10 protein-coding genes are annotated in these 12,804 nt (G+C 50.4%); 1 reads left to right on the top strand and 9 read right to left on the bottom strand.

The features are described from left to right. The first annotated feature begins 372 nt into the window (after positions 1–372). Positions 373–1,359, top strand: coding sequence for an integron integrase (locus tag DU002_RS14155; RefSeq protein WP_114339056.1), 987 nt, complete (start codon positions 373–375; stop codon positions 1,357–1,359). Between the two features lie 3 nt (positions 1,360–1,362). Here DU002_RS14155 and DU002_RS14150 read toward each other — a convergent pair whose 3' ends face one another. From DU002_RS14150 to prmB, 9 genes are all read right to left on the bottom strand, one after another. Further along, positions 1,363–2,517 carry an ATP-NAD kinase family protein gene (locus DU002_RS14150; RefSeq protein ID WP_114339042.1) on the bottom strand — a complete coding sequence of 385 codons (1,155 nt, stop codon included), beginning with the start codon at positions 2,515–2,517 and terminating at the stop codon, positions 1,363–1,365. Next, positions 2,507–3,064 carry an elongation factor P hydroxylase gene (locus DU002_RS14145; RefSeq protein ID WP_199405250.1) on the bottom strand — a complete coding sequence of 186 codons (558 nt, stop codon included), beginning with the start codon at positions 3,062–3,064 and terminating at the stop codon, positions 2,507–2,509. The genes DU002_RS14150 and DU002_RS14145 overlap by 11 nt, the downstream gene beginning before the upstream one ends. A gap of 267 nt (positions 3,065–3,331) precedes the next feature. Next, positions 3,332–4,330 (bottom strand): ferrochelatase, encoded by a 999-nt coding sequence (gene hemH / locus DU002_RS14140; RefSeq protein WP_114339040.1) that lies wholly within the window; start codon positions 4,328–4,330, stop codon positions 3,332–3,334. Between the two features lie 140 nt (positions 4,331–4,470). Continuing rightward, positions 4,471–6,210: a helix-hairpin-helix domain-containing protein gene (locus DU002_RS14135; RefSeq protein WP_114339039.1), complete on the bottom strand. Its 1,740-nt coding sequence runs from the start codon at positions 6,208–6,210 to the stop codon at positions 4,471–4,473. Positions 6,211–6,456: 246 nt separating this feature from the next. Beyond that, the gene (adk, locus tag DU002_RS14130) at positions 6,457–7,101 is read right to left on the bottom strand and encodes an adenylate kinase (RefSeq protein ID WP_114339038.1); all 645 of its coding nucleotides are present in this window, start codon (positions 7,099–7,101) and stop codon (positions 6,457–6,459) included. A 191-nt stretch (positions 7,102–7,292) separates the two neighbouring features. Then, the gene (gene htpG, locus DU002_RS14125; protein ID WP_114339037.1) at positions 7,293–9,206 is read right to left on the bottom strand and encodes a molecular chaperone HtpG; all 1,914 of its coding nucleotides are present in this window, start codon (positions 9,204–9,206) and stop codon (positions 7,293–7,295) included. Positions 9,207–9,483: 277 nt separating this feature from the next. Further along, complete coding sequence (locus tag DU002_RS14120; RefSeq protein WP_114339036.1) at positions 9,484–10,632, bottom strand: MFS transporter; 1,149 nt, start codon at positions 10,630–10,632, stop codon at positions 9,484–9,486. 14 nt (positions 10,633–10,646) lie between these two features. Then, complete coding sequence (aroC, locus tag DU002_RS14115; protein WP_114339035.1) at positions 10,647–11,747, bottom strand: chorismate synthase; 1,101 nt, start codon at positions 11,745–11,747, stop codon at positions 10,647–10,649. Between the two features lie 88 nt (positions 11,748–11,835). Beyond that, positions 11,836–12,774, bottom strand: coding sequence for a 50S ribosomal protein L3 N(5)-glutamine methyltransferase (prmB, locus tag DU002_RS14110; RefSeq protein ID WP_114339034.1), 939 nt, complete (start codon positions 12,772–12,774; stop codon positions 11,836–11,838). Positions 12,775–12,804 lie beyond the last annotated feature (30 nt).

Raw genomic sequence — 12,804 nt, 5'->3', positions numbered from 1 at the left:
GAAGTGCTGATCCAGCAGCGTTTGCAGTGTCCTTTTCATGGACTAAGCTATAGCAAACCACTGTTTATTTATCCAGCAATCTAGCAAAAAAAGACTTCCCCGAGGCCTGCCTCGGCGAGTACAACGCTAAGTAGGTATACACGGACCATCTATCTGGATAAGGGGTACATGTATACCTATCACCCCAAACCGGAAAGATCTCGTCTAACCTACTTTCTATTAATTATTTTTTAATCATAACTCACTGATTACTCGATTTTTACTCTCTTTTTCACAAAGTCCGTCGAAATTAGTGCCAGATCGCGATTTGACAGATATCACATGGTCACCCATACAGTATTGTATATTTATACAGCACAAATCAGCGCAGACATGGAACAGTCCCCGAAAAAACTTCAGCAACGCTTTCATGAAACCATCATGCATTATCATTTCGCCCTAAAAACTGAAAAGACCTACTGGCATTGGATAAGACGATTTATCTTATTTAACAATAAGGTGCATCCAGATAAATTGACAAAAAGTGATGTTGAACGATTCCTGACTCACCTTGCCGTCAATAGGCTAGTTGCTCCGGCAACACAAAATATCGCCCTGAACGCTCTGTTATTCCTGTATCAAAAAGTACTAGGACGGGACATGGACAATATTCGGGCACAACGCGCTAAGCCGAAAGTGAAAATTCCCGTGGTATTAACCCACAACGAAGTGCGTGCGGTGATCGCACAGCTAAAGGGTCATTATCAGCTTATGGCTTGTCTGATGTATGGCGCAGGGCTGAGGTTAAGTGAATGCCTTCGCTTGCGTATCGAGGCACTTAATTTTGAACAGATGACTATCACGATTAGGCGTGGGAAAGGAGGCAAAGACCGTGTCACGCTACTGCCTGACAATTTGCGCTCTCAGTTGCGTGTGCAAGCGGAGAAAGTACGGCTAATCCATGCTCAGGATAAACTAGAAGGCTTCGGTGAAGCTTCTATGCCTGACGCCCTCGGCAGAAAATATCCCCATGTGGCAAAAAGTTATTATTGGCAGTATCTGTTCCCTTCTCCTAATCGCGCCATAGACCCACGTTCGGGGCGAGAAAAGCGGCATCATTTATTGGAGAAGGGACTTCAACGCGCAGTTCGCTCTGCAGCCGTGCGCGCAAAGATCGATAAACATGTGACCTGCCATACGTTGCGCCACAGTTTTGCAACACACCTTCTGCAACAGGGGACGGATCTACGCACGATACAAGAATTACTGGGACATGAAGATATCACCACCACACAGATCTACACCCATGTGCTGGGATTGCATGGCACTGGCGTTGCCAGCCCACTGCAAAGCATTGATCTGATATTACCAAGGCAATAACCTTCACGCAGGACTTGCGATCCGATACAACACTTTGTCGTGATAACCGGTGATCACCGCTATGGTGCCACACAACTGGCGGTTCAAATCAGCATCGCCGGTATCGACGATCAGCGGCCTGCCATTCAAGGCACTCAGTTTCGCTTTGCTCGCCACCAGCAAAATATTTTGTCGCTTTATCTGCTTAAGTAACGCGGGACTAAGCTGTTGATTCCCGCGCCCAAACAGATGGCCCTGACCACCAATCAAGGTGATAACCAATTTCACACGCTCAGGATCATTATGCTTCGCCACTTGCGCCAGTAGTTGTTCAGCGGTTTGGTCATTGGCAAGCAACGCTTGGTCTTGCACGACATCTACGCCTAACAAGGTATTCACCACGCCCATCCGCTCCATGACGGCGGCGACTGTACTACCTGAGCCCATCAAACAAAGATCTTCGGGCTCGAGTTGTTCGATCACATGGTCGGCAATATCATCCAACACCAGTTCATCAGATTCCTGCCCACCGATCTTAACGCTTTGTACATATTGCAGTTCAGCAGGGATCGTCATTTCACCAAAGCGACGCGCTCTCACCCGCCCTTCCCTAAATGCCTGCTCGTCGATATCCATGACATCGGCGTCCATCAGGCTAACGGCCTTACCAGTTAGCAGATCCTCTACCACACGTCCGGCGGCGGCCGGGGTTACGCAGTAAACGCCAGAGTGGATCTTACAACCAGCGGGGATCCCCAGAACAGTAATCGCTTTGTCCGGCTCCGCCTCAACCACAGCGCAGATATCCCTCGCAGTGCCATCACCACCGGCAAATAGCAGCAGGTCGATCTCATTGTCCAGCATACGTTGCAGTGCCGCTTGGGTATCACTGGCTTCGGTTGGGGTCTGCTGAGGATGATAGATAGCGGAGGCGTTCAAGCCCAGGCTTTGACACAGCGCTAAGCCCATATCTCCCGCAGCGGTGAATATCTCTAATTGATCTTTGTAGGGGAGCAGCAGCTGTAACGCTTGCTCAGCGCGAAGTTGCGCCTGTGGCTTTGCCCCTTTGGCCAACGCTTGGTGACGGATATCTGCGCCATCACTGCCTTTCAGCGCCACGCTGCCGCCAATACCTGCATAGGGGTTAATCAGCAAACCTAAGCGAAACTTAGCGCTCATACATGCCCCGGTAATCAAAGTCAGCCAACGTCAGCGCCGGACGCTGATAGAAAGCCCTGAAGGCATCAATCAATCTCTGCGCACGGGCAGGAAAGCCCTGTTGCAAATACAGCAGTACCTGATCATGCACCCGATGCTGGAACGCCAGGCGATCCGGCATCACGCCATTAAGGTTGTCACTGCTGACATTAAACGCAAAGCCACACGCAGCGGCGAGTCCCCACTCAATCGCCTGCGGTTTTATCTCTACTTTCTCAAACGCTGCTTGTTGCGCTGCATCGCGGCCATCCGGGCAGTACCAATAGCCATAATCCAACTGCTGGCGCCGAGCCTCACCGGCCACGCACCAGTGTGCGATCTCATGCAATGCGCTGGCATAAAAGCCGTGAGCGAAGATCACCTGATGGTTTTCACTGTCGCTGTTAGCTGGTTGATACAAAGGCTCGCCATCCCCGGCCACCAATACAGTATTGAGCGCTTGTTTAAATTGACCATTAAACAAGGCGATCAGATCTTGATATTGGTGTCGGTCTTTCTCAACAATCATGGTGCCGATAAACCTCATTGGCAGGGCGAAATTAGCTTTGACGATTCAATCTCAGGGGGAAAGCCCCTGCTTAATGGGGCGCATTGTAAAGCTTTACGGCGAAGAGTTCACTTGCCTGATAACCATCAATGCTGGCGCAATTTGTCGCAGTGCCAGCACACCCTCCGCGGTTCTCAATGTGAGCAAAAGGGCGAGCTTCGATGTTAAACCAGCCATAGCACCCGCAGGCTTAATCTTATGACAAAGCAGAGCGATAAATCACCCTGTCTACCAACCTACCAACTGCTCTTTAATCAGAGTAACCATCATCTGAATATGACAGGGACTATCGTTTAAACACTCAATATAGCGATACTGTTCGCCGCCAGCATGTTCAAAATACTCGCGGTTCTCCTCTTTGATCTCTTCGAGTGTCTCGAGGCAGTCAACAGAAAACGCTGGGCAGATGACGTCAAGGTCCTTGATCCCTTGCGCTGGCATCGCCTTGAGGGTGTCGTCGGTATAAGGCGTCAGCCACTGCTCTCGGCCGACCCGACTCTGAAAGCTAATGGTCCACTCCGTAGCGGATAACCCCAATGCCTCGGCAACCGATGTCGCCGTTTCATGACAATGTTGGGCATAGGGATCGCCCTGATCAGCGTAACGCTGGGGGATCCCATGAAAGCTCATCAACAGATGTTTCCCACGACCATTTTGCTGCCAGTAGGCAGACACTTTACCCGCCATCGCTTTCACAAAGGCAGGATGATCATGATAGTGATGAACCGAGCGTAAATCAGGCAGCAGGCGTTGCTTCTTCAAGGCGGCGGCTATACCGTCAAATACTGCGGCCGTGGTGCTACATGAATATTGCGGAAACAATGGCAACACGACGATTTTTGTCACACCGGCGGCGGTCAGTCTTTCTAGCGCATCAGGGATAGACGGCTGACCATAAGTCATCGCGAGCTCAACTGGGAGCTTGTGACCAACAGCAAACATCAGAGCGTCCTGTAACGCTTTTTGTTGGCGCTCGCTAATCACCCGTAATGGCGAGCCCTCTTCCCACCAGATACTCGAATATGCCTTGGCAGCGCGGGGCGAACGAAATGGTAAGATCACGCCTTTCAAAATACATTGCCACAACCACTTAGGCACATCGACAACTCGGGGATCAGATAGAAACTGATTCAAATAACGTCGCACAGCGGGTGTAGTCGGCTCGTCGGGTGTCCCCAAATTAACCAGCAGCACACCGTAGTTGCCAGAAGAATGCTTAAGCTCCATCAAAACTCTCTTATGATTATTGCTAGCCTCATTACGCAGCAGATCGCTTTTACGATCAATAGCTAAACCACAAAATTAGGACCTTGTTTCTGCCCCTCGCCAACAGCGTGCACAATTCACCACGTTAGCAAACGCTGAACTCAGCGCTGTGCGATCAATTGCTGCACTTCATCACGCCTAAATAACCGATATAACCGCCCTGCGGATACTTCACCAATGCCTGTAACAGCGCGCAGTTCAGCTTCGGATAGCTGTGTTATTTGTGTCGGCGTCGGATACTTTCGCGCCAACCGCTGAGCCGCCGCCGTTTTCAAACCGGGGACGCCGAGCATTGACAGCAGATCTTTGGTATTTAACGGGATGAACGGTCTCAATTCAGCGTCTAACGGCGGCAAAGAAAAGATATCAGCCAAAGTACTAAGTGACGCTTTCGCTATCCATTGCTGTATCTTTTTTTCACCAACGCCACGGTAATTAAATGCCGACAACGCATACTTAACCTGCAGCATAAAACGTGTTTCGCACGATGGATTATATGAAAGACAGAGATCGCCCCCTGTCGACGTTTGCTGCGGAATATGAGTCAACGCATGCTGCATCGCTAAAGGCCCAGGACGAGATACAACCCCAACCACTTGCGGCACGGCATCGCCCTTGAGTTCCAACTCCAGCTGTGTTCCCACACCGATCTGTTTTGACTGCAACCATTTGCTGGATCGACCACTGACTTTACTGATCTTGCGCCCGGATAACGCAACGGGCTCGATCTGCAGCACTGGCGTGACTTTGCCGGTTCGCCCCTGTTTCCATTCAATCGCCATCACTTTCGTCACTGCCACTGGTTGCTGAAACTTCCAAGCCATCGCCCACTCAGGCGCTTGCGCTGTTTGACCGCGTTGCTCTCGGCCCTGTGGCGTTATCGCCTTGATGACAATACCATCCAAATCGAGCCCCATGTCGTAGGCGTTAGCTGCGACGAGAGCTGAACCTCGACTTTTGGAAACGGCGAAGTAGTTGCCATACAGCAAGATAAGCTGCTGTTCACTGTCAACGATCTCCGTATGCGCCAGCAAATCACTAAAGCCCCATTTAGTCAGCAGGGATAACGCCGCAATATCATCCCTTTGCTGCCGACGTTGTAACTCATACAGGCCGTAGGGGTAGAATCTTAGGCATTTCACATGCGCTGCAGCATGCTCTTTTGCCGCCGCCATACCGGCCACCATATGGCGTGTAGAAACGTAATCAGATCCCAACTGCTCGAAACAAGGTCTGGTAGCCACCAATTCACCGTAAACCGCCAACGAGGATGGACTTGGTAGCCTTTTCGGCAACGGCGAGACACGATTAAGCAAACCGGTGATATCACTGCCATAAGCGCCATCACCGCGGGTAGCGGCCGAAACAAGTGTCCCCTCGCTGTATTGCAACTCCACCGCAATGCCATCTAGCTTCGGCTGCACCAACGCTCTACTCGCTAACTCGCCAGTAAAAAAACTCTTAGCATCAGCAAACGAATAGGCTTTATTCAAACTGAGCATAGGCCGGAGATGAGGCACTTTATGCTGGGATCTACTAGCTGGGGAATCTGTTGTTCTTTGATAGTGAGCAGCAAATGATGGCGAGCATTGAGCCAATGCCGCTAAGCGCCTTACGAGCTGATCATAAGCGCTGTCACTAATTTCTGGGGCGAGTCCAGACTCGTAACGTTGGCGATGATAAAGGATGCTATCAGCGAGTTCAGCGACGGCAGCGGCTGATATCTTGTTGTCAGCACAGTGATCGTTTGATGGCAGGCTCTCATCAGCAGAACAAAAGCGGCCAACAAGTAATACCAACCAGCACGCACTGCGCGCAACAAAACACCTTATTGTCATCATCCCTCCTTGGACAACCGTCAGTCACCGTCTGGCCTATAAAAGTATCAGGCTTTTTTCCGCTGTCAAAAAACAAAGCTTCCCTCATCCCCGCCTTCTCCCCCAAGGGGAGAAGGAGCTAAGAAGGAGCAAAGAGCTAACAGTTAACAGCTAGCAATATAGATAAAGAGCCAATTTAGGAGGGTTCTCGGCATAAAACGAAAAAAGCCCACTGAAGTGGGCTTTCTTGCTGAAGACGCAGGGTTTGGTTTAACCCAGTTTTTCAGCCAGTTCAGCGCTAACTGTTTCAACCGCTTGTGTACCATCAAAAGTGAGGTACTGGGTATTACCGGCCGCAGCCACTTTGGTGTAGTAGGCGATCAGCGGCGCCGTTTGATCATGGTAGATACCTAAGCGCTTACGCACAGTCGATTCTTCATCATCAGGGCGAATAACCAAGTCATCACCGGTCACATCATCTTTGCCTTCCACTTTCGGTGGATTATAGACAGTGTGATAAACACGGCCAGAACCAGGGTGAACACGACGGCCACCCATGCGGTCAACAATCACATCGTCTGGCACATCGAATTCGACGACGAAATCAACATCGATGCCGTTTTCCGCCATCGCATCTGCCTGTGGGATGGTGCGTGGGAAGCCATCAAGTAGAAAGCCTTTTTCACAATCATCCTGCGCAACGCGCTCTTTTACCAGGCCAATAATCAGTTCATCTGATACCAGTTGACCAGCATCCATCACTTTTTTCGCTTCCAATCCAAGCGGAGTGCCGGCTTTAACGGCGGCACGCAGCATATCTCCGGTAGAGATCTGAGGGATACCATACTTGTTCATGATGAACTGCGCCTGGGTGCCTTTACCAGCACCGGGTGCGCCAAGCAGAATAATACGCATTTGGTTTTTGTCCTCTTGCGTGAGACTCATGTCTCAGCAGATAAAAATTAGAATAATCGAACGATTACTAAGCCACAATTTTAACAGCGGTCAGTGTTAAAACAAGTTAAAGGCTTTCATTCAGATCAAATCAAACGTAAAAACGGGGAGCAAGCTCCCCGTCCTATCTATTTACAGCGTGTCAGTCAGCACTATTGTGCTGCTTTTAGCAACATGCTGTTCACGCGCGCCACGAAAGATGCCGGATCTTCTAAACTGCCACGCTCCGCAAGGGTTGCTTGCTCAAGTAACAGCTGAGACCACTCAGCAAATGCTTCTTCATCTTGTAAACCATCAACATGCTTGACGATGTCGTGCTGCGGATTCACCTCAAAGATAGCCTTCACTTCAGGCACAGGCTGACCTGCCGCTTCCATCAGCTTTATCATCTGGCTAGACATGTCATGCTCGTCTGCCACGATACACGCTGGAGAGTTAGTCAGGCGGTGAGTGATACGCACATCTTTCACTTTATCACCCAGAGCCGCTTTCACACGTTCAACTAGGCCATCAAACTGCTTGGCTTCCTCTTCCTGTGCTTTCTTCTCTTCTGCGTCTTCCAGCTCGCCTAAATCCAGCGCACCACGAGTCACAGATTGGAACTGCTTCTCGCTGTAGTCGCTAAGGTGATTCATCAACCACTCATCGATGCGCTCATGCATCAGCAGCACTTCAACGCCTTTTTTCTGGAACACTTCCAGGTGCGGGCTATTCTTAGCGGCTGCATAGCTATCAGCGACGATGTAATAGATCTTGTCCTGACCTTCCTTCATCCGCTCAATGTAAGCATCAAGAGAAACGTTATCGACACTGCTGTCATTGTGAGTCGAAGCAAAACGGAGCAGGCCCGCGATCTTCTCTTTGTTAGCATGATCTTCAGCAGGGCCCTCTTTCAGCGTATTGCCGAACTCAGCCCAGAAGCCTTGATATTTTTCTTCGTCTTTCTTCGCCATGCGACCCAGCATATCCAGTACTTTCTTAGTACAGGCTTTACGCATCGCATCACTGACCGCGTTGTCCTGCAGGATCTCACGGGAAACGTTCAACGGCAGATCGTTAGAGTCCAGCACACCCTTCACAAATCGCAGGTAGGTAGGCATAAACTGTTCAGCGTCATCCATGATGAACACGCGCTGAACATAAAGCTTCAGGCCATGCTTGCTTTCACGATGCCCAAGATCCCAGGGCGCCTTGCTTGGCACGTAAAGTAAGCTGGTGTAGTCGTGCTTACCTTCAACGCGGTTATGGGACCAAAGCAATGGCTCCTGATAGTCATGGGAAACAGTTTTATAGAACTCTTTATACTCCTCTTCGGAGATCTCGCTCTTACTGCGGGTCCACAGTGCTGTCGCGCTGTTGACCTGCTCCCACTCACCCGGCTTAGCTTCAATTTTTTCGCCATCTGGGCCTTCACTTTCTGGCACTTCCTCTTTCCAGAACTGCACAGGCACGCTGACGTGGTCCGAATATTTGCTGACGATAGAACGCAGTTTCCAATCATCAAGAAACTCGTTTTCCTCTTCACGCAGATGAAGAATGATCTCGGTACCACGCTCTGCGCGCTCGATATCTTCTACCGTGAAGCTACCCTCACCTTCGGATTCCCACACCACACCACGATCTGCAGATTCACCTGCAGCTCGGGTTTTTACCGTAACCTTGTCAGCCACAATAAAGGCGGAATAGAAACCAACACCAAACTGACCGATCAACTGTGAATCAGCTGCCTGATCACCAGATAGCTGCTTAAAGAAATCAGCGGTGCCCGATTTCGCGATCGTACCCAGATGTTCAACCACCTGATCACGGGTCATACCTATACCGTTGTCGATAATGCTGATGGTACGGGCGTCTTTGTCCACGCTGATACGCACACGCAAGTCACCGTCACCTTCATAAAGGTCAGACTGCGACAGCGCCTTGAAACGCAGCTTATCTGCTGCATCGGAAGCGTTAGAGACCAGTTCCCGCAGGAAGATCTCTTTGTTTGAATAGAGTGAATGGATCATCAGCTGCAGGAGCTGTTTAACTTCGGTTTGAAAACCGTGGGTTTCTTGATGTGCCATATCCGACTTTTCTTCTCTACATTGGTTAACACAAAGGCTGTTGAGACCTTAGATGGGGATGGCAAAAAACATTTCAACCGTTAAAGATTCCAAAAGTTGAACTTAACCCGCAACTCAACCAACCGCCGCAACAGATAACATCAAGAAACTAGGGGATTTGAGCAATTCCTGTAGCGCAGTCTTACGGATAGTACTCAAACGCAACAATGCGCTTCAGTGGCCTCGCCGAAGATAGCGACTTGCAGGAAAGATGACCAAGGCAAAGATAGCAAACCGATTACGCCATCTTCTGCCGTGGGATAGCAAGTACTAACATACAGGCTGCTGTCGCAGCCAGCGCAGCGATTAGGTAGCTGGTCATGGCTCCAGCCCCTTGCTGCCAGGTCACTCCGGCGATCCAGGCGCCTAGGGCACCACCGATACCAAAGCCGACACTGTTATACATCGCCTGCCCCCGCCCCTGCTGGCGCTCCGAAAAGTATCCATGGATAAACTGGATGGACGCGGCATGGGTTAAGCCAAAGCTAGCGGCATGCAGGGTCTGCGAAAACAACAGCACGGCTAAACTTTCTGGTAGCAGCCCCAGCAACAGCCAACGCAACGCGGTAAGTGCCATCGCGATGCTTAGCAACCATTTCACCCCCCAACGTTTAAGCAATTGACCACTGACCATAAACAGCGCAATTTCTGCCACAACGCCAAGTGAGATCAGCCAACCGGCAAACGCCGCACTATAACCCAAACCTTCCATGTAGAGCACAAAAAAGCCGTAATAGGGGCCGTGACTTATCTGCAGTAAAATGGTGGCAGCCATAAACATCAACATCGGCCGACTAAGCCAGTTAGCAGCGAAGTGAGTACTCCCCTGTTTATCATTTTGCCCTGGCAGCTCTCGTACCAGCAGGGTGCTGAGTAACAACAAGATCAGCAGCACAGAGCCAATATAAACCACGGCTTCACTACCCAACTGTTCCACCACATAGCCAGCACAGATCACCACCACAATAAAACCGACGCTGCCCCAGGCTCGCAGTCGGCTGTAGCGATGACGCTCCTTCCCCAGGGAACGCAGCGTCAGTACTTCAAGCTGCGGCAGTATCGCAGTCCAGAAAAAGGAGAAGCTCGCCATAGCCAACGCCATAAACCACCAATTGATATCGGGGTAAGCGGCAAAGAAACAGAGGAAAGCCACCAAGGCACCACCACGCATCACCTGTACCCGTTTACCGGTATGGTCAGCGACAGCGGCCCAAAGATTAGGGGAAATGATCCGCGTGGCCATCACGATAGCGAGCAGCTCACCAATCTGCAGGGAGCTGTAACCACGACCATCAAGGAACACGCTGAGGTAGGGAACCATCAGCCCCAGAATGGCGAAGAAGCTAAAATAGCCTGCGCCAAGACTGAGGTACTGACGTCGTTCCATTTTTATAACAGCCGTTATTTTGGCTGTGCGGGGATCACCGGTGTTGTACTTTGCACATCGGCGTTTTGACCACGGTGACGCAAACAATGATCCATTAAAGTAATGGCCATCATCGCTTCAGCAATCGGCACCGCACGGATGCCAACGCACGGATCATGACGACCTTTAGTTATCACCTCGGCACTGTCACCATTTATATCGACGGTTTCGCCAGGGACGGTGATGCTGGAAGTGGGTTTCATGGCAATGTGAGCAACCACTGACTGACCCGTAGAGATCCCGCCGAGCACGCCACCGGCATGGTTTGACAGAAACCCTTCCGGCGTCATTACATCCCGATGCTCACTGCCCTTTTGATTAACACATTCAAAACCATCACCAATCTCAACGCCTTTCACCGCATTGATGCTCATCAGGGCATGGGCGATATCGGCATCTAGGCGGTCAAATACCGGCTCACCCCAACCAACAGGTACATTATCGGCAACGACAGAAACTTTGGCGCCAATAGAGTCACCTTGCTTTTTCAAGTCACGCATCAAAGCATCCAGTGCATCGATTTTGTCTGGATCGGCGCAGAAAAACGGGTTCTGCTCTACCGCGTCCCAGTCTTTTAGATCCACTTTCACATCACCCATCTGTGATAGGTAAGCACGCACTTCAATGCCATGCTTTTGTTTCAGGTACTTCTTTGCCACCGCACCGGCCGCAACCCGCATCGCCGTTTCACGCGCCGAAGAACGGCCTCCGCCACGGTAATCACGGAAACCATATTTTTGTTGGTAGGTGTAATCAGCATGCCCTGGGCGGAACAGCTCTTTGATCTTGCCGTAATCTTGCGAACGCTGATCTTTATTAAAGATCACCATGCCGATAGAGGTTCCCGTGGTTTTTCCTTCAAATACACCACTGAGGATCTGTACTTCATCTGATTCACGACGCTGCGTGGTATAACGGCTGGTACCCGGCTTGCGGCGATCAAGGTCGATCTGCAGATCTTCTGCACTCAACTCGATACCCGGCGGGCAACCGTCAACGATACATCCCAACGCCACCCCATGGCTTTCACCAAATGTGGTCACTGTGAACAACTTGCCAAATGTGTTCCCTGACATGGTTTTCTTGTCCCCTAACTCTTTAAACTTGATACTTTTATTATCTGTTTTAAACGTTTTTTAACGCTCGTATATCAACCGCGTCGGGCTACTCGCCTGGCAACGCCGCTTTAAATTGAGCCTGATATTGTTTGAGCTGGTCATACTCCAGCATAAACACGCCGTCACCACCACGCTCAAAACTTAACCAGGTAAAAGGTATTTCCGGAAATTGATCCATTAAATGGATCTGACTGTTGCCCACTTCAACAATCAATATGCCATCTTCATTGAGGTGATCGGCGGCTTCGGCCAACATCTGCCGAGTAAGCTCGAGACCGTCATTGCCTGAAGCCAAACCCAGTTCTGGTTCGTGTTGAAACTCATCTGGCATCTCAGCTAGATCTTCTGCATCAACATACGGTGGGTTACTGACAATAAGATCATATTTTTGTCCCTGCAGATCGTTAAACAGATCTGATTGCAGCGGAAAAACGCGATCTTCCAAGCCGTAGTTCTGAATATTGATTTCAGCGACCTGCAGTGCGTCAGTCGAAATATCAGCTGCATCCACTTCCGCATCTTCGAACGCGTGCGCCACAGCGATGGCAATACAGCCACTGCCGGTACACATATCCAATACCCGCATCGGCATCGCTTTTAACCAAGGCTGAAATCCTTGCTCTATCAGTTCAGCCATAGGAGAGCGTGGCACCAAAACGCGCTCATCAACATAGAACTCTAATCCAGCAAACCAAGCACGGTTAGTCAGGTAAGGTACTGGCACACGATCAACAATACGTTTAACCACACGTTCAACGATGCGCTGTTTCTCGCTGCGGGTCAGGCCTGCGTGTTGCACACTGGGATCTGAGTCGATGGGCAGATGCACGCTTTGCAATACCAAAGCCACCGCTTCGTCCCAACTGTTGTCGGTTCCATGACCACAGAATATCTGGGCATCATTAAAACGACTGACACTCCAGCGAATAAGATCACCGATCGTGCGCAGCTCATTTACTGCTTCATCGACAAATATCTTGTCCAAAATATTCCTCTCTCAGTACCATGGTCACTA

It is taken from the genome of Corallincola holothuriorum, assembly GCF_003336225.1.
Taxonomy (GTDB): Bacteria; Pseudomonadota; Gammaproteobacteria; order Enterobacterales; family Neiellaceae; genus Corallincola; species Corallincola holothuriorum.
The sequence above is the reverse complement of the archived record's forward strand: the minus strand, read 5'-3'. Positions and strand labels throughout refer to the sequence as shown.